Source organism: Microbacterium natoriense (assembly GCF_030816295.1).
Lineage (GTDB): Bacteria > Actinomycetota > Actinomycetes > Actinomycetales > Microbacteriaceae > Microbacterium > Microbacterium natoriense_A.
This window is the reverse complement of sequence record NZ_JAUSXV010000001.1, coordinates 2,632,640-2,650,365: the sequence shown is the minus strand read 5'-3', so window position 1 is coordinate 2,650,365 and position 17,726 is coordinate 2,632,640. Positions and strand designations below refer to the sequence as shown.

At 68.7% G+C, this 17,726-nt stretch carries 16 protein-coding genes and 1 tRNA gene; 6 read left to right on the top strand and 11 right to left on the bottom strand.

Translation table 11 applies throughout. From position 1 onward, the window contains the following. Nucleotides 1-64 precede the first annotated feature (64 nt). Nucleotides 65-913: a PAC2 family protein gene (locus QFZ53_RS12335; protein ID WP_292908766.1), complete on the top strand. Its 849-nt coding sequence runs from the start codon at nucleotides 65-67 to the stop codon at nucleotides 911-913. Here the strand turns inward: QFZ53_RS12335 and QFZ53_RS12330 are convergent. Continuing rightward, nucleotides 903-1,730 carry an undecaprenyl-diphosphate phosphatase gene (locus QFZ53_RS12330; RefSeq protein WP_292908768.1) on the bottom strand — a complete coding sequence of 276 codons (828 nt, stop codon included), beginning with the start codon at nucleotides 1,728-1,730 and terminating at the stop codon, nucleotides 903-905. The genes QFZ53_RS12335 and QFZ53_RS12330 overlap by 11 nt on opposite strands. 42 nt (nucleotides 1,731-1,772) lie before the next feature. Continuing rightward, entirely contained in the window at nucleotides 1,773-3,068 is a 1,296-nt protein-coding gene (locus QFZ53_RS12325; protein WP_307296796.1) for a M20/M25/M40 family metallo-hydrolase, read from the bottom strand. A gap of 112 nt (nucleotides 3,069-3,180) precedes the next feature. Between QFZ53_RS12325 and QFZ53_RS12320 the strand changes: the two genes are divergently transcribed. After that, nucleotides 3,181-3,263 (top strand) — tRNA-Leu (locus QFZ53_RS12320). An 84-nt stretch (nucleotides 3,264-3,347) separates the two neighbouring features. Here QFZ53_RS12320 and QFZ53_RS12315 read toward each other — a convergent pair. The 4 genes from QFZ53_RS12315 to QFZ53_RS12300 all read right to left on the bottom strand — a co-directional run bounded on the left by QFZ53_RS12315 (nucleotide 3,348) and on the right by QFZ53_RS12300 (nucleotide 8,637). Then, nucleotides 3,348-4,739, bottom strand: a complete 1,392-nt coding sequence (locus QFZ53_RS12315; protein WP_292908772.1) for a sensor domain-containing protein — start codon at nucleotides 4,737-4,739, stop codon at nucleotides 3,348-3,350. Beyond that, nucleotides 4,736-5,596: an alpha/beta fold hydrolase gene (locus QFZ53_RS12310; RefSeq protein WP_307296792.1), complete on the bottom strand. Its 861-nt coding sequence runs from the start codon at nucleotides 5,594-5,596 to the stop codon at nucleotides 4,736-4,738. Before QFZ53_RS12310 ends, QFZ53_RS12315 begins: the two co-directional genes overlap by 4 nt. Nucleotides 5,597-5,651: 55 nt before the next feature. Continuing rightward, complete coding sequence (locus tag QFZ53_RS12305) at nucleotides 5,652-6,749, bottom strand: VIT1/CCC1 transporter family protein (protein WP_307296790.1); 1,098 nt, start codon at nucleotides 6,747-6,749, stop codon at nucleotides 5,652-5,654. Between the two features lie 145 nt (nucleotides 6,750-6,894). After that, nucleotides 6,895-8,637, bottom strand: coding sequence for a DEAD/DEAH box helicase (locus tag QFZ53_RS12300; protein ID WP_307296788.1), 1,743 nt, complete (start codon nucleotides 8,635-8,637; stop codon nucleotides 6,895-6,897). 125 nt (nucleotides 8,638-8,762) lie between these two features. On the opposite strand from QFZ53_RS12300, the gene QFZ53_RS12295 reads away from it, so the two are divergent. Continuing rightward, on the top strand, nucleotides 8,763-9,596 hold the full coding sequence (locus QFZ53_RS12295; protein WP_292908780.1) for an SGNH/GDSL hydrolase family protein: 834 nt from the start codon (nucleotides 8,763-8,765) through the stop codon (nucleotides 9,594-9,596). A 13-nt stretch (nucleotides 9,597-9,609) separates the two neighbouring features. Here QFZ53_RS12295 and QFZ53_RS12290 read toward each other — a convergent pair whose 3' ends face one another. Next, nucleotides 9,610-10,410 (bottom strand): TrmH family RNA methyltransferase, encoded by an 801-nt coding sequence (locus tag QFZ53_RS12290; RefSeq protein ID WP_307296783.1) that lies wholly within the window; start codon nucleotides 10,408-10,410, stop codon nucleotides 9,610-9,612. Between the two features lie 79 nt (nucleotides 10,411-10,489). Here QFZ53_RS12290 and QFZ53_RS12285 point away from each other — a divergent pair, with 79 nt between their 5' ends. The 3 genes from QFZ53_RS12285 to QFZ53_RS12275 are packed head-to-tail and all read left to right on the top strand — an operon-like array spanning nucleotide 10,490 to nucleotide 13,217. Next, entirely contained in the window at nucleotides 10,490-11,320 is an 831-nt protein-coding gene (locus QFZ53_RS12285; RefSeq protein ID WP_292908838.1) for a Sir2 family NAD-dependent protein deacetylase, read from the top strand. Then, nucleotides 11,317-11,904, top strand: a complete 588-nt coding sequence (locus QFZ53_RS12280) for a histidine phosphatase family protein (RefSeq protein WP_307296779.1) — start codon at nucleotides 11,317-11,319, stop codon at nucleotides 11,902-11,904. Before QFZ53_RS12285 ends, QFZ53_RS12280 begins: the two co-directional genes overlap by 4 nt. Before the next feature lie 20 nt (nucleotides 11,905-11,924). Then, nucleotides 11,925-13,217, top strand: a complete 1,293-nt coding sequence (locus QFZ53_RS12275; RefSeq protein WP_307296776.1) for an erythromycin esterase family protein — start codon at nucleotides 11,925-11,927, stop codon at nucleotides 13,215-13,217. On the opposite strand, the gene QFZ53_RS12270 is transcribed toward QFZ53_RS12275, so the two are convergent. The 4 genes from QFZ53_RS12270 to QFZ53_RS12255 are packed head-to-tail and all read right to left on the bottom strand — an operon-like array spanning nucleotide 13,218 to nucleotide 17,658. Continuing rightward, entirely contained in the window at nucleotides 13,218-14,024 is an 807-nt protein-coding gene (locus QFZ53_RS12270; protein ID WP_307296774.1) for an HpcH/HpaI aldolase/citrate lyase family protein, read from the bottom strand. Beyond that, the gene (locus QFZ53_RS12265; protein WP_307296771.1) at nucleotides 14,021-14,506 is read right to left on the bottom strand and encodes a MaoC family dehydratase; all 486 of its coding nucleotides are present in this window, start codon (nucleotides 14,504-14,506) and stop codon (nucleotides 14,021-14,023) included. The genes QFZ53_RS12270 and QFZ53_RS12265 overlap by 4 nt, the downstream gene beginning before the upstream one ends. Before the next feature lie 42 nt (nucleotides 14,507-14,548). Next, nucleotides 14,549-15,697, bottom strand: a complete 1,149-nt coding sequence (locus QFZ53_RS12260; protein WP_307299401.1) for an acyl-CoA dehydrogenase family protein — start codon at nucleotides 15,695-15,697, stop codon at nucleotides 14,549-14,551. Further along, complete coding sequence (locus QFZ53_RS12255; protein WP_307296769.1) at nucleotides 15,697-17,658, bottom strand: acetyl/propionyl/methylcrotonyl-CoA carboxylase subunit alpha; 1,962 nt, start codon at nucleotides 17,656-17,658, stop codon at nucleotides 15,697-15,699. Before QFZ53_RS12255 ends, QFZ53_RS12260 begins: the two co-directional genes overlap by 1 nt. Between the last annotated feature and the right edge of the window lie 68 nt (nucleotides 17,659-17,726).

Here is a 17,726-nt window from a genome sequence, read left to right as displayed (position 1 = left end):
GGGCCCCCTCGCCGCGGACTAGCCTGGAGGGATACCCCGTCCACGGTCATGAAGGGAGCACACGATGGATGTTCTCGGTTCCCGCATCATCATCGCCGCCTTCGACGGCTGGAACGACGCAGGCGAAGCCGCGAGCGGAGCCATAGCGGCGCTGCGGTCGATGACCGACTACGACCTCGTGCACTCGATCGACCCCGAGCTCTACTTCGACTACCAGTACACGCGCCCCGCCACGAAGATGGACGGCGAAGGGCGACGTCAGCTGACCTGGCCCGAGGCCGGTCTCTGGCGCCCGCGCGATCCGGCGACAGGTCCCGAGTTCTGGCTGCTCACGGGTGTCGAGCCCGCACGCACCTGGCAGTCCTTCGCCGCGGAGTTCATCGACGTCGCGCTTCGCGATGATGTCACGGGGCTCGTGACGCTCGGAGCGATGCTGTCGGATGTACCGCACACCCGGCCCATCTCGATCTTCGCGTCAAGTCAGAACGACGACGTGCGCGAGGCGTACGGGCTCGAGCGATCGCTCTACGAGGGGCCGGTCGGCATCCTCAGCGTGTTCGAGCACTTCGCCGAGAACGCCGGTATCCCGACGGCCAGCCTGTGGGCCAGCGTGCCGCACTACGTCGCCTCTGCCACGCCTTCGCCCAAGGTCACCCTCGCCCTGCTGGACCGCCTCGAGGAACTCACCGGGGTCGACGTGCCCCGCGACAATCTTCGCACCGAGGCCGCGGCCTGGGAGGCGTCGATCGACGCGGCCGCGGCTGACGACGAGGACATGGCCGAGTACATCCGCCAGCTGGAGCGCACCCGTGACACCTGGGACTCGCCCGAGGCGTCCGGCGATGCGATCGCGCAGGCGTTCGAGCGTTACCTGAAGCGGCGCGGCGACGGGCCGGGTGACCTCAAGCGGTGAGGACCCCGGTGCCGAGCAGCACCAGCAGCGCGGTTCCGAGCAGCACGCGGTAGATCACGAACGGCAGGAAGCTGCGCTTCGAGATCCAGTTCATGAAGAACGCGATGACACCCAGAGCGACGACGAAGGCGATGCCGGTCGCCGCCAGCGTCTCGCCGAAGGAGAAGTGCTGGTTCGGTGCGTCCCAGCTCTTGTACACCTGATAGAAGCCGCTGCCGAAGACGGCCGGGATCGCGAGAAGGAAGGCGTACCGTGCTGCGGCGGCGCGCTCGTAGCCGAGGAACAGCCCCATCGTGATGGTGCCGCCGGAGCGCGAGACCCCGGGGATCAGAGCAAGCGCCTGGGCCAGACCGTAGCCGATGCCGTGCGGGTAGGTCAGATCGTCGAGAGTGCGGCGCTTGGCGCCGACGTGATCGGCGATCCCGAGCAGGATGCCGAACACGATGAGCATGATCGCCACGATCCAGAGCGAGCGCAGCACGCTCTCGATCTGGTCCTGGAAGAGCAGACCGAGGACGACGATCGGGATGCTGCCGATGATGATCATCCAGCCCATCCGAGCATCGGGATCGTTGCGGGGCACCTTGCCGGTGAGGGATCGGAACCAGTGCGAGATGATCCGCACGATGTCGCGCCAGAAGAACACGACGACCGCGGCTTCCGTCCCGATCTGCGTGATCGCGGTGAAGGCGGCGCCCGGGTCTTCTCCGGAGGGCAGGAAGCTGCCCACGATACGCAGATGCGCGCTGGAGGAGATGGGCAGGAACTCGGTGAGTCCCTGGACGATGCCGAGGAGGAGGGCTTCGAGCAGGTTCATACGGGGCCTTCTGTGCGGGCTGCGCCGGCGGGAGTCGGGCGCTCAGTACGAGCGCAGCAGATCGGCCAGCACCTGCTGACCGAAGACAAGCGAGTCTACGGGTACTCTCTCGTCGACGCCGTGGAACATGCCCGTGAAATCGAGATCGGCCGGCAGCCGCAACGGTGCGAAGCCGTAGCCGGTGATGCCGAGGTAGGCGAGCGCCTTGTTGTCGGTTCCGGCGCCGAGGAGGTACGGGATCACCGGCACGCCAGGGTCGTGCGCACCGAGGGTCGCGACCATGGCATCGACCAGTCCGCCTTCGAACGGCGTCTCCATCCCGATGTCCTGCACGACGATCTCGATGGCGATGTCGTCGCCGACGATGTGCTGCAACTCGGCGAGGACGTCGTCCTCGGTGCCCGGGATCACGCGCACGTCGATGAGGGCCTCGGCGCGCTCGGGGATCACGTTGTGCTTGTACCCCGCGCTCAGGACCGTCGGGTTCGTCGTGGTGCGGAACGTGGAGCGCAGGAAGGCCTCGGCAGGTCCGGCTGCGGAGGCGAGGGCATCGGGGTCGTCCGTCGAGCGGCCGGTGAGCTCGCTGAGTCCTTCGAGCAGGGCCCTCGTGGTGTCGGTGAGCTGGATGGGCCAGCGGGTGCGGCCGATCGCGGCGACGGCTTCGGCGAGCTTGGTCACCGCGTTGTCGTCGTGGAGGCGGCTGCCGTGACCGGCCCGTCCCTTGGCGACGAGACGGATCCAGATCATCGCCTTCTCGCCGACCTGAAGCAGGTATGCGCGCCGGTCGTCGACCGTGATCGAGTATCCGCCCACCTCGCTGATCGCCTCGGTCGCACCGGCGAACCACTCTGGTTTGTTCTGGACGACGAGCGCGGAGCCCTCGACGCCGCCGTTCTCTTCGTCGGCGAAGAACGTGATGATCAGGTCGCGCTGGGGCTGCTCCCCCGAGCGGATGATGTCGGCGACGGCCGTGAGGATCATCGCGTTCATGTTCTTCATGTCGACGGCTCCGCGGCCCCACAGCATCCCGTCCTGAACGATGCCGGCGAACGGGTCGACGCTCCAGTCCTCTGCGACCGCAGGGACGACGTCGAGATGGCCGTGCACCACCAGTGCCGGCTTGCTGCTGTCGCGCCCCGCCACGCGGGCCATCACATTCGTGCGGCGCGGGATGGGCTCGTAGTACTCGACCTCGAGGCCGAGCTCTTCGAGATACCGGCCGACGTACTCCGCCGCCTCGCGTTCACCCTTGGCGTTGCCGCCGCCGTAGTTGGAGGTGTCGATGCGGATCAGCTCGCCGGCGATGCGGACGACCTCGGGGAGCGGCTGAGCAGTCATGACTCCAGGCTATCGAACCCCGGTGGCGCGCCCGGGAGTCGGGGTCGGTTTCAGAGAGCCCCCGCGCTCGTGCTAATGTAAATCTTCGTTCGGCAACGAACATCCAACACCTGCGCGGGTGGCGGAATGGTAGACGCGCTAGCTTGAGGTGCTAGTGCCCGATAGGGCGTGGGGGTTCAAGTCCCCCTCCGCGCACAAGACGAAGAAGAGCCCCGATCCAGACGGATCGGGGCTCTTCTTCTTTGTGATGGCCATGCAGCGGAACGGATGCGCTCCCGCCTATCGATGCAGCCAGGTCCGCGATCGCACGCCGCCGCTGAGCAGTCGTTTGGCGGTGTACATCTCCTCGTCCGCCGCGGAGATCAGCTCGTCTGCGCTGGGCCGAGGATCGTCGGCGCCCGTCCACGAGATCACGCCCACGCTGGCGGACAGCGGCATCCCCTCCGCAGCCCCCGCCAAGGGCGCGGACACGGCGTCTCGCACACGACCGGCGAGCCCGCTGGCGTCGTCGCGGTCCACATGATCCACCACGATCACGAACTCGTCTCCGCCCAGGCGCCCGATCGCGTCACCCGAGCGGCAGACGCGCACCAGACGCTCCGCGACGGTGCGGAGCACCTCGTCGCCGGCACTGTGGCCACGCAGGTCGTTGATCGCCTTGAAGCCGTCGAGATCGAGGAAGATCACGGCAGAGCTCCGCTCCGAGAGATCCGCGGTGGTCAGCAGCTCGGTCAGGCGGGCGGACAACCCCGCTCGGTTGAAGAGACCCGTGAGGCCGTCGTGAGACGCGTCGTGGCGAAGCCGGTCCTGCAGGCGCAGATGTTCCACGACGCGTTCGGCTTGGCGCGCGAGGGCGACCAGCGTTCCCGCCTCATCCGGACCGAGTGTGCGCGGCCGACGGAACCAGCAGCAGATCTCGCCGATCACCCGTCCGTCCTGCCGCACGACGGGCGTCAGGATCAGGGATTCCACCCCGGCTCGGTTCAGGGCGTGAGCTGAACCCGGCAAGGTTCGCACGATGTCGTCGGGATCGTGGCAGATCACCTGATCGGAGCCAGCCCTCAAGCCCTCGTCCTGGTCGACGCCGAAGGGAGGGTCACCCCACGTCGAGACGCCCCCACCGTGGTCTGCAAGTCGCACCACGGTCCACGCCGATTGCGTCGCCTGTCCTGCAGCATCGATGAGAACGCGGCCGAGATCCTCGAGACCGCGGGCCACGGCGAGCCGCCCTGTCGCATCCTGCAGCAGGGCGAGTTCACGGTGCGCGGCATCAGCCGTGCGACGAGTCTCCACAAGCTCACGTTCGAACGCAGACCGCCCGATCGCGTCCATGGCGACGATCACTATGCGCGCACTACCGGCGTCATCGACCCGCCGATCGGCATTCACGAGGAGCGGATGACGACTCCCATCCGGGCGCCGTATCTCGAGGACGAGTTCACGCACGCGGCCCTTCTCCACCAAGCGGGGCACCACCTGGGTCTCGTAGAGCATGCGTGCCGCCGGCGGCATCCACTCGGTGAGATTCCGGCCGACGAGCGAGTCCTCCCCCGCGCCCAGCCAGTCGAGCGTCTTGCGATTGTGGACGAGCACGACGCCCGTCATGTCGACGGCGAGGATCGCGGCCGGGGCAGCGTCGACGAGATCCGCGGCCGACTCGCCACCGGTCACAGGGCGTTCCTGATGACCTCGGTGACCAGAGCAGGCTCTGTGAGCAGAACGAAATGCCCCGCGCTGTCGAGCTGCACGAGGTCGTTCGAAGGGATGCGGGTGCGCAGGTACTCCCCGATGTGGGGCGGGCAGATGATGTCGCCCCGAGACTGGACGATCGTGCAGTGCACAGGGATCTCGTCCAGCCGACGCCGCACATCGCTGAAGAAGACGACGCGGGCGAAATGCACGGCCACGCGCTGAGCCGTCGTCGCGAAGAGCGTACGCACCCTGTCGACGACTTCAGGACGATCGTCACGGGCGGTGACCGCCGGAGCGAGCGACGAAGCCCAGCTCGGCTGGTTCGTCTCGATCGCGGCGAGCAGGCCGAGCACGTCATCTCGGCTGAAGCCGCCGACGTAGGCCTCGTCGTCCACGTACCTCGGCGACGGGCAGACCATCACGATCTCGCGGAACAGCTCAGGACGACGGATGGACGCCAGGGCCCCGATCATCCCGCTGATCGAGTGGGCGACGAGCACCGCGCTCTCGGCCGCGACGGCATCGAGGACCTCGATCAGATCGTCGGCGTAGCCCTCGAGCGCATCGTAGCGGCGCTCGTCATAGGAGCCGAGGTCAGAGGCGCCCGACCCCACGTAGTCGAACAGCACGACACGATGGTCCGCTGCGAACGTCTCGGCGATCGGCCGCCAGATGGACTGATCGGTGCCGTATCCGTGAGCGAAGACGATGACATCGGCGTCGACCGGCCCCAGGATCGTCACGGCGTTGCGCCGCATGATCTCCTCGGCCGATAGCTCTCCTGGTCGATCCGCGAGTACGTCCGTCACGGCATCCGCCCTCTCATCTGCTGTCACGCTGAGACTACGGCACAGACATGCCCGGGAGAGCCGTTCGCCACGATGGGCGCCGCTAGGCCGCGCCGACGCCGAACACCAGCCCGAGCACGTACGTGATCGCCGCCGCCCCGAACCCGATCGCCAGCTGGCGCAGAGCCCGGCGCAGCGGCGGGCCACCGGAGAGGATCCCGACCATCGCCCCTGTCGAAAGCAGGGCTACGCCGACGAGGATCAAGGCCACGATGACCGCCGTGGTCCCCTGCAGCCCGAAGAGCCAGGGCAGCACCGGCACGATCGCTCCCGAGGCGAACAGCAGGAAGCTCGAGATCGCCGCGGTCCAGTCGCTGCCCACGATCTCGTGGTCGTCGGCTCCGTGGGTGCGCACGGGACCCGTCGTCGCGTACTGCGCCCCTGCTCGCGCGGCCGTCACGATCTTGCGGGCTCGGCTGAGCGACTCCGCCTCGTCCATGCCGCGGGCCCGGTAGACGAGGGCCAGCTCGTTCTCGTCGATGTCGAGATCCGCCGCGGACGCGGCGGCATCGTCGTTCGCCTCGGTGGACGCCAGGAGCTCACGCTGCGACCGCACGGAGACGAACTCCCCTGCTCCCATCGACAGCGCGCCGGCGAGGAGGCCCGCGATACCGCTGAACAGCACGAAGCCGCTGCTGACGCCGGTCGCGCCGATGCCGAGCACGAGCGCGAGATTGCTGACGAGGCCGTCGTTCGCTCCGAAGACGGCCGCCCGGAACGAACCCGACAGACGCCGCCGTCCGCGTGCGGCGAGCCCTCGCACGACCTCGTAGTGCACCTTCTCGTCCGCCCGCATGGCTGGCGAGGCCCAGGCCTCGGTGTCGTACGGAGAACGAGCCTCAGCGCTCTGCGCGAGCGCGAGCACGAAGATCGACCCGAACTTCCCGGCCATCCACCCGAGCATGCGCGAGCGAAGGCCGGCCCGAGGCAGACGGGCGGGCTCCGCGCCGAGAAGATCGAGCCAGTGCTGCTCGTGACGGCGCTCGGCCTCGGCGAGGTTGAGAAGGATCTCGCGTTCCTCGCCTTCCCGACGGGCGGCGAGGCGCTGGTAGACGGTGCCCTCGGCGCGCTCCTCGACGAGATAGCGCGCCCAGCGGCGACGATCGGCGGCGGTGGGCGCTGCGGCAGCGGGCGCTGTCATGCTCTCCTCCAGGATTCGGGCAACCGTTCAACGCTATCCGGGCGGATGCCGGGTCGCCGAGTCCGGACGAGGATTGCCAGGTTTTCGGGAATCCGAACCCGTCGGCGCGATCGAGCGCCCGGCCGTCAGGGAGCAGGACTTGTGGTCAGGAGCGCACGCGCTTGCGGAGCACCTCGATGCGCGACTGCAGCTGCGTCACGGTGGCCTGTGCGACGGCCGGGCCGCCGCAGATCCGACGCAACTCGGCGTGCACCGAGCCGTGCGGCTCCCCCGTCTGCCTCGCGTAGAGTCCGACGAGGCTGTTCAGCAGCTGCCGCTGCTCTTTCAGAGTGCGGTGCAGCGGCGTCGGCAGCGTGGTCGTCTCGGTCGGATCGGCCGTCGACTCCCTGACTTCCCGCAGGCGCGACTGGCGAGCGGCGCGCTGCATCAGCAGCTCGTGCACGTGCTCGGGTTCGAGGAGACCCGGGAATCCGATGAACTCCTCCTCTTCCGGCGTGCCGGGTTCGGCGAGCTGCCCGAAGTCCTTGCCGTCGAAGACGACGCGGTCGAAGTGGGCGATCGACGAGATCGCCTGGTAACTGAACTCCTGAGTCAGGGCGTCCGAGGCGTCGTCTTCGCGATTGGCGCTCTCGAGCAACGAGTCGTCGAGCCCGTCTGCGTCTTTGTCATTGCGGTCGAGGGCGTGATCGCGCTGCTTCTCCATCTCGTTCGCGAGGCCCATCAGCACCGGAACGTTGGGCAGGAACACGCTCGCGGCTTCTCCGCGCCGTCGCGCTCGCACGAACCGGCCGATGGCCTGGGCGAAGAACAGCGGAGTCGACGACGACGTCGCGTACACGCCGACGGCGAGTCGCGGCACGTCGACGCCCTCGGAGACCATGCGCACAGCGACCATCCAGCGGTCGTCGCTCGCGCTGAACTTCTCGATGCGCTGCGAAGCGGAGGCGTCGTCGGAGAGCACGATGGTGGGCTGGCGGCCGGTGATGCCGTGCAGGATCTTGGCGTAGGCGCGGGCGACCGTCTGATCGGTCGCGAGAACCAGTCCCCCGGCATCCGGGATGTGGTGGCGGATCTCCGTCAGCCGTCGATCCGCCGCCGACAGCACGGCCGGCATCCACGAGCCCTCGGGGTCGAGAGCCGTGCGCCATGCCTGCGAGTTGACGTCCTTCGTGTTGTCCTGCCCCAGATGCGCCTCGAGTTCGTCGCCCGCGCTGGTGCGCCAGCGCATCTTGCCCGCGTACATGTGGAACAGCACGGGTCGCACCACGCCGTCGGCGAGAGCGCGACCGTAGCCGTAGCTGTAGTCGGTGCTCGACACCCGTGCGCCCGACTCGTCGGGCAGGTACTCAACGAACGGGATGGGCGCGGTGTCACTGCGGAAAGGCGTGCCGCTCAGCAGCAGGCGTCGCTTCGCGGGTCCGTAGGCATCGCGGATCGCGTCACCCCAGCTCAGCGCATCGCCGCCGTGGTGCACCTCGTCGAGGATCACCAGGGTCTTGGCGTCTTCGGTCAGGTGCCGGTGGACGGACGACTTCGCCGCCACCTGCGCGTAGGTCACGACGACGCCGTGGTACTGCCGTGCGGGAGCCCAGCGGCTGTTCTTGAAGTAGGGGTCGAGCCTGATGTGCACGCGCGCAGCGGCATCCGCCCACTGCGTCTTCAGGTGCTCGGTCGGGGCGACCACGATGATCCGGTTCACCTCGCCGATGCGCATCAGCTCGACGGCGAGGGTGAGGGCGAACGTGGTCTTGCCTGCTCCGGGGGTCGCAGCGACGAGGAAGTCCCGCTGATCCGCCTGAAAGTACTGGTCGAGCGCCTCCTGCTGCCAGGCCCGCAGCTTGTTCGCGGTGCCCCATGGGGCGCGCTGAGGGAAGGACGGAGAAAGCATCCCTTCAACGATAGGCGGTGCTGCAGACAGAGAGCACACGCTGCCGTCGTACGCCTGCGCCGGGTAGGCTCGTTCCCTGCGCCGCCGCGATCCCTGGATGGCGCATGTTCGCGAAGGAGAGCTGGATGACCGACCAGGATTCGACCCGGACGCCGTTCGTGGCCAACGAGACCTCTCATCCGTGGCGGCGCTTCGTCGCGATCGGAGACTCGTTCACCGAAGGCATCGGCGATCCCGATCCCTCGGCGCCCGGCAGCCACCTCGGCTGGGCCGACCGGGTCGCGGAAGTGCTCTCGCAGCAGGTCGACGACTTCGCCTACGCGAATCTCGCGGTGCGCGGCAAGCTCATCGCTCAGATCGTCAGAGACCAGATCGAGCCGGCCGTCGCGCTGCGACCGGATCTCATCTCGATCTGCGCCGGCGGCAACGACGTCATCCGCCCCGGTACCGACCCCGATGCGATCGCCGTCCAGCTCGAGGACGCGGTGGCACGTCTCGCGTCGACCGGTGCCGCCATCCTGCTGTTCACGGGGATCGATACGGGCTTCACACCCGTCTTCCGGCCGTTCCGCGGCAAGGTCGCGATCTACAACGAGAACGTGCGGGCGATCGCGGATCGGCACGACTGCATCGTCGCGGATCAGTGGGCGCTCAAGGTCGTGCAGGATCCGCGGTTCTTCGACGACGATCGCCTGCACTACAACGCGCTCGGCCACCACGAAGTCGCGCGCATGGTACTGCGCGCCCTGAACGTCCCGAACGATCTCGAAGCGATGCAGCCGGAGCCCATTCCCGTGCGCACCTGGCGCGAGGCCCGTGCGGAAGACCTTGGCTGGGCCCGCGAGCACCTCGTCCCGTGGGTGCTGCGCCGCCTGCGGCACCAGTCCTCCGGCGATCACGTCGCCGCCAAGCGCCCCGACGCTGCTCCGTTCATCCGGTTCGAGACTGATCAGAGCTGACGACGCAAGCCCGTCAGCGGGACAACGCCCACAGGGCGACCGCCGCGGCCGAAGCGACGTTGAGGGAGTCCACTCCCCCGGTCATCGGGATCGTCACGACGCTGTCTGCTGAGGCGAGGGCCGCGCCCGAAAGACCGTCGCCCTCCGAACCCATCATCAGCGCCACCCGGGCGGGGCGGTCGCGCGCGTAGACGTCGAGGGGCACGGCGTCTTCAGCCAGTGCGAGCGCGGCGAGCTCGACCCCGGCACGGCGCATGTCCTCGACGCCGGCGTCCCAGTCCTCGATCCTCGTCCAGGGCACCTGGAACACCGTGCCCATGCTGACGCGGACGCTGCGGCGGTAGAGCGGGTCTGCGCAACGCGGCGACACGAGCACGGCATCCGCACCGAGCCCTGCCGCCGCCCGGAAGGCGGCGCCGACGTTCGTGTGGTCGCCGATTCCCTCCAGGAGCAGCACCAGCGAGGCATCGGCGACGATGTCGGCGACCGACGGAAGCGTCGGTCGGTGCATCGATGCGATCGCTCCGCGGTGCACCGCGAACCCGGTGACGCTCTCGGCCACCTCATCCGGAACGACATAGACGGGGACATCGTGCTCGACGAGCAGAGAGCGGATGCCGTCGACCCAGCGTCGCTGCACCATGACCGAGCGCGGACGGTGCCGCGCGGCGACGGCACGCTCGATGACCTTGGCCGATTCTGCGATGTAGAGCCCACCTGCCGGTTCGGAGACAGCCCGCAGCGCGGTGTCGGTGAGGTCGCGGTAGTCGTCCAGCCGCGCATCGTCTGCGGAGGCGATCTCGATGAGTTCCATAGACCTCCACTGTGACATGCGCGGCGAGCCGGTGACGGCCGCGCCCCGTAGACTCGCTGAGGGAGGTTCCGTGACCGCGATGACGGATGACGAGCTCGACGCTCGCATCGAGAAGGCCGCAGATCTTCTCCGTGGACGCAAGGTCGCCCTGCTCACGGGCGCCGGCATCTCGACCGACTCCGGGATCCCCGCCTATCGCGGCGAAGGGGCCCGCACCAGGTCCGACCCGATGACCATCCAGAAGTACCTCGGCGACGAGTCCGCCCGGCGGCGATACTGGGTGGGCGGTCACCTCGGCTGGCGGGCCTTCGCGCAGGCCGAGCCGAACGCGGGGCACATCGCCCTCGCAGAGATGGAAGCGGGAGGCGTCGTCAGCGGCGTCATCACCCAGAACGTCGACGGTCTGCACCTGCGCGCCGGCAGCTCGCACGTGATCGAGGTGCACGGCACCATGCGCCGCGTGCTCTGCCTGCACTGCGGTCAGGTCTTCGACCGCCGCGACATCGCTGGGCAGATCGAAGAGCGCAACCCCTGGATCGCCGTTCCCGAGAACGTCGTGCTCGCACCGGACGGCGATGTCCTGCCCGAGAGCACAGACGGGTTCATCGTGCCGGTGTGCACGGTGTGCGAGGGGATGCTCAAGCCCGACGTCGTGTTCTTCGGCGAGTACGTGCCGCAGGACAGGTTCAAGGCCGCCGAGTCGCTGCTGCGCGCGAGTTCGGCGCTGATCGTCGCCGGCTCCTCCCTCGTCGTGAACTCGGGAGTCCGGCTCGTCGAACGCGCGCGTCGTCGCGGCATCCCCCTCATCATCGTCAATCACGAGCCCACTCGCGCCGACACCTGGGCGGACGTCACGCTCGCGTCCGGCACGAGCATCGTGCTCCCCGCCATCCAGGAGCTTCTGCAGTGACCCTCATCACCCTCGTCCGACACGGCCAGACCGACTGGAACCTGGCTCGCCGCATTCAGGGAACGACCGACATCCCGCTGAACGAGACCGGCCGGGCCGACGCACATCGGGCAGCCGACCAGCTGAGCGGATCCGTCCACCACACCATCTACGCGAGCCCGCTGCTGCGCGCCCGAGAGACCGCGGAGATCATCGCGGCAGAGTTGGGACTCGGCGCTCCGGCGCTCGTGCCGGAGATCCGGGAGCGGGAGTTCGGCGAGGGCGAAGGGATGCTCGTTCCCGAGTACCTCGAGAAGTACGGCGACTGGCACGCCCCGGTTCCCGGCGCCGAGTCGCTAGAGGAGGTCGGCGAGCGCTCACTCGCGGCCCTGCACCGCATCGCCCGTGAGGCGCGCCGACGTTCAGCCCCCGTGGCCGAGTCGGTGATCGTCGTCGCTCACGGCGGTGTCATCCGCTCCCTCATCGATCACGTCTCCGGCGGCACGCTCCCGAAGATCGGCGACATGCTGGCCAACGGCTCGGTGCACCGCTTCGAGGTATCGCCCGCGTCGGTGCGCCTGCTCGAGCAGGCGCGCGTCTTCTGACGATGGGTCACGAAGGGGCGGTGTCCGCATGGCTGCGAGCCACGGCCATTCGCTTCGACGAGGTCGACCCCGACGACGTTCCCGACGCGCAGCTCGAACCCTTGCTCGCCTTCATCGGCGACTCTCGCGTCGTCGCGCTCGGCGAATCGATGCACCGCAGCCACGAATTCCTCGCCTGGCGGGCACGGCTGCTGCGATTCCTCGTCGAGCGCGCGGGCTTCAGCGCCCTCGTCCTGGAGAGCGGCTTCGTCGAGGGCTTGTCGGTCGATGGTTGGGTGCGCACCGGAGAAGGCAGTCTCCGCGAAGTGCTGAACGAGGGCGTCACCTACCATTTCGGGAAGTGCCAGGAGGCCCTCGACCTCGTGGTGTGGATGCGCGACCGTGCCTTGGCGGGCGAACCCGTGCGCTTCTACGGCATGGACGTCCCCGATTCCGCCGCGTCGGCGCTTCCCGCTGTGCAGGAGGTCGTCCGATTCCTCGATCGGGCCGATCCGCCCTACGCGGATCACCTGCGCGCGACTCTTCTCCCGGCGTTCGACCACCTGCCCGCCGATCGATCAGGCCTCGCCCGCGCGGCGACGGCGATCCAGTCCTACCTCGCACTCCCGGGTGACCGGCGCCACGCGATCACCGCGGCGATCAACGGCATGACAGAGCGCCTGCGCGCACGCGCGACCGACTACGCCGCCGCCGGAGCCGATCCCGAACATGTCGCGATCGCCATCCGCGCGTCGGAACTGGCCCGAAGCACAGATGCGTTCCTCGCGGCCATGTCCGAGGGCCCCACGCGCACCTGGTCACCGGCGAACATCCGGGACGTGGCGATGGCCGACACGGTGGAGTGGATCCTGCACCGAGAGGAGCGCGTTCTGCTGTTCGCCGCCAACGGGCACGTGCGCAGGACTCCGTATCTCGCTCCCCCGTTCGTCAGCGACCCGCTCGCCACGGTGGGCACGCATCTGGCGGCACGGCTCGGCGATGATCTGCGGGTGATCGGTACGACGTTCGGCGGAGGCGAAGCATGGCTTCACCGTCCGAGCCCCACCGACCCGCCGGGGCACTCCACGCCCTTCGTCGAACAGCTGGCTGCGCCGCGAGGGGACACGCTGGACGGGGTCCTCGCGGCTGGCGGGTCAGGGACGTTCTTCGTCGATCTGACCGGAGCCCCTGAACCGATCACCGCGGCCGCGGGCACCCACAACGGTCCCGAAGTCGAACTCGCCGACATCGGCGCTGCGTTCGACGGCATCCTGCACGTCGAGAGCCTGTCGCCATGGCACACGTGGATCGACGAACGAGGGCACTGGAGCTGATCAGCCGTGGCGGGCGATGATCGATCGAGCGTGACGGAGCACGGGCTCGTCGATCATCCGGCCCCGGAAGCGGAACACGCCGCGCTCGGCGTCAGCGGCGTCGATCACCGCGCGCGCCCATTCCACCTCACCGGCGTCGGGACGGTAGGCGTTCCTGATCACCGCCACCTGCGAGGGGTGGATGCACGCGGTCGCACGGAACCCTGACGATGCGGCGTCCGTCGCTTCGCGCTCGAGCCCCGCCAGATCGTCGATCGCGATGTGCACGGCATCGATCGCCGTCTTGCCGTGCGCGCCGGCCTCGAGCAGCACCCGCGAACGCGCATACCGCGCGATGTCGCGATAGCCGCCCTCCGCCGTACGGCTCGATGTCCCGCCGAGCGATGCCACGAGGTCTTCTGCCCCCCACATCATGGCGGTCACCCGGGGGTGTGCGGCGATCCGATCGGCAGCGCTGACACCGCGCGCGGTCTCGCACAGCGCGATGAGCGAGAAGCTGTCGTCGAAGACGTCGAGAGCGTCGGGGTTCTCGGCCTTCGCGACCATCACCGTTCGGAAGCCGGTCCGAGCGAGGGCCGCCAGATCGGCCGCGAAGGCGTCTGTCTGCGGTGCGTTCACCCGGACGATGACACGGGCGGGATCGACGTCGGCATCGACGAGGTTGATCCGCGCGGCCGCCTTCGCCGCCGGCAGCACCGCGTCCTCGAGATCGAGGATCACGGCATCCGCCTTCTCGAGGGCGCCGTGGAAGCGATCAGGGCGGTCGGCAGGGCAGAACAGCAGCGCGGGACCGAGGTCGAAGCTCATCGGTTCTCCTGTTCAGGCAGGCGGTGTACCAGCACCGTGCGGATCGCGGTCGCGACGACTACGTCGTCTTGGTTGCGGCCGGTGTGGGCGATCGTGACGATCCCCTGCGTCGGACGCGAGGATGAGGGCCTCTTCGCCGTGATCGTGCTCTCGGTGTACAGGGTGTCGCCCGCGAAGAGCGGATGCGGAAACGCGATGTCCCCGAAGCCGAGCTGGGCCACGAGGGTGCCCTGCGTGAGCTGCGCCACGGAGCTTCCCACCATGGTCGACAGCGTCCACATCGAGTTCATCAGTCGCTGGCCGAACTCCTGCGAACGCGCGAAGGCCGCATCGAGGTGCAGCGCCTGCGTGTTCATCGTGAGAGTGGTGAACAGCACATTGTCGGCCTCGGTCGCTGTACGGCCGGGCCGGTGCAGATACCGGGCGTCGACCTCGAATTCTTCGAAGTAGAGGCCCCGCTGGACGATCTCCCGCGCACTCATCTCGGCTCCCTCCTGTGGCTCTGCCCCGCGCATCCTGTCACGCTACCCGGCGAGGCCGAGCGACCGCGCGATCACGAGCAGCTGCACCTCGGTCGTGCCTTCGCCGATCTCGAGGATCTTCGAGTCGCGGTAGTGGCGCGCCACCGGGAACTCGTTCATGAAGCCGTTGCCGCCGAAGATCTGCGTGGCATCGCGTGCGTTGTCCATCGCCGCCTCCCCTGCGACCAGCTTCGCGATCGCCGCCTGCTCGGCGAACGCTCGACCCGAGTCGCGAAGACGCGCCGCGTGATGCCAGGCGAGTCGGGCCGTGTGCACGCGTGCCCGCATCCGCGCCAGTGTGAACTGGGCGTTCTGCCGAGTGCTGAGCGCGCTGCCGAAGACGGTCCGGCTCTTGGCATACTCGACCGCTGCCTCCAGGCATCCCTCTGCGGCTCCGGTCGCCAGCGCGGCGATCGCGATGCGCCCCTCGTCGAGGATGCTGAGGAAGCTCCGGAAACCGGTGCCCCTCTCGCCCAGCAGGTTGCCGGCGGGCACCCGGGCGCCCGCGAATGTGAGGGGGTGGGTGTCGGAGGCGTTCCAGCCGACCTTGTCGTACGGCGCCTCCACCGTGAATCCGGGTGTGCCGTTCGGGACGATGATCGTGGAGATCTCCTTGCGGCCACCTTCGACGCCCGTCACCGCCGTGACCGTGACGAACCGGGTGATGGGCGTGCCCGAGTTCGTGATGAACTGCTTCGAACCGTCGATAACCCACTCCTCGCCCTCCAGCCGAGCAGTCGTGCGCGTGGCGCCGGCGTCGCTGCCCGCTTCGGGTTCGGTGAGCCCGAAGCCCGCCAGCGCACGCCCCGCGAGAAGATCCGGAAGGAACTCGCTCTTCTGTGCCTCCGTGCCGAACCGGTAGATGGGCATGGCGCCGAGGCTGACCCCGGCTTCGAGCGTGATCGCGAGAGACTGGTCGACGCGGCCGATCGCTTCGATCGCGATGCCGAGCGCCATGTAGTCGCCGCCCTGGCCGCCGTGCTCCTCGGGGAACGGGAGCCCGAACAGGCCCAGCTGACCCATCTGCGCGACGACGTCCATCGGCAGAGTGTGCGTGCGATCGGCCTCATAGGACTGCGGTGCGATGACGGTCTCGGCGAAGTCGCGCACCATCGCTGCGAGCTCGAGTTCCTCTTCGCTCAGGTCGTCCATCATCGGTCCTCCTCCGTCGTCCCCGGTTCGGGGATCTCCGTCACGCGGGCGACCGGCTGGGCGCGCCGCACCTGGTCGCCTGCGGCGACCAGAAGGTCGACGACGCCGTCGTGCGGCGCCACCACCAGATGCTCCATCTTCATGGCCTCGATCGACACGAGCGGATCGCCCGCATGGACGGCCGCGCCGTGGTCGACGTGCACGGCGACCACGCTTCCCGGCATGGGTGCGCGAGCCTCCGGATCGGTTGCCGCAGCTGCCGTATCGCGTGCAGCCAGACGGCGCAGCATCCGCTGACGTCGGTCGAGAGGCCGCAGCCGGGCGGATCGACCGTCCGACGCGACCCACACGGCGCCCGCGTCATCCGAGACGGCCACAGCGGGCGAGGACGGCGCAACGGCAGCCTCCGCCAGGATGAGCTCGTCGTCGTCGGTGAGGTAGGCCGCTGGTCCGACAGCGCTGTCGTCGCGCTTCGACGCCCACACGGCTCCGGCTCGCAGGTGCACGGCGTCCAGCCCACCACGGTTCGACTCCCACCGCTCCTGGAGCAGCAGGTGGTGTCGTACGGCGTCGAGCATGGAAGACGTCGGAGGCTCCGTCGCCATCGGGAGCAGCGACTCGATCAGTCCCGTGTCGAGATCACCGGCCGCGACCCGCTCGTTCCGGCACAGCGTGCGCAGAAACGAGATGTTCGTCTCGACACCGAGCACTACGGTACGGCCGAGCGCCTCGTCGAGCCGGCGCAGGGCGGTCACTCGGTCGTCGGCGACGGCGATCACCTTGGCGATCATCGGATCGTAGAAGCCGGTGATCTCGCTGCCCGTCTCGATGGCGGAATCGACGCGTACGCCGGGCGGAATCTCGAACGCCAGGATCCTGCCCGTGGACGGGAGGAAGCCCCGCTCCGGAGCCTCGGCGTAGATGCGCGCCTCGACGGCGTGCCCTGCGACACGCGGCTCGATATCGAGAGGGAATCCCGAGGCTACGCGCAGCTGCAGCTCCACGAGATCAAGCCCGGTGACCTCCTCCGTCACAGGGTGCTCCACCTGAAGACGCGTGTTCATCTCGATGAAGAAGACTTCGTCGGGAGCATCCGCGTCGACGAGGAACTCGACCGTTCCGGCGCCGACGTAGGACACGCTCTCGGCAGCCCGCACCGCGGCGTTCAACAGCCTTTCCCGCGTGCTGTCCGGGATCCCCGCGGAGGGGGCCTCCTCGATCACCTTCTGGTGGCGGCGCTGCAGCGTGCACTCGCGCTCGCCGAGAGCGAGCACAGTGCCGTGCTCATCGCCGAAGACCTGCACCTCGATGTGACGAGGCCGTTCGATCAAGCGCTCCAGGATCAGAGAGTCGTCGCCGAAGGCTGACGCCGCGATCCGTCGAGCGGTCGCGAGCGCCGCTGCGAGGTCTGGCGCCACGGACACGACCTCCATGCCCTTGCCGCCCCCGCCGGCGCTGGGCTTGACGAGCAGGGGGAACCCGACGCTCTCTGCCTCTTCGGCGATCTCGATGTCGGAGAGGCCTTTCGCATCGAATCCGGGGACGACGGGGACTCCGTGTCTGGCCACGTGCTCGCGCGCCTTCGCCTTGTCGCCCATGATCTGCAGGGCGTCGATGGACGGGCCGATGAAGACGATGCCGCTCTCGGCGCAGGCCTCGGCCAGCCCCACGCTTTCGGAGAGGAAGCCGTATCCGGGATGGATCGCCTGTGCTCCGGTCGCGCGCGCCGCTGCGATCACGGCATCGATGTCGAGGTAGGACTCTGCTGCCGGTGCGGGGCCGATGCGCACGGCGGCGTCGGCCTCCTCGACGTGAGGGGATGCGGCATCCGCATCGCTGTACACGGCGACGCTGCGGATGCCGAGCTCACGCAGAGTGCGGATCACGCGGCGGGCGATCTCGCCGCGGTTCGCGACGAGGACGGTGTGGAACAGCGTCGGTTCCGGGGTCATGTAGCTCATGAAGCTGCATCCGTCGGTTCCGGGGCCGTGGTCGGGGTGACGGAAGCACCCAAGGCAGAAGGCATCGT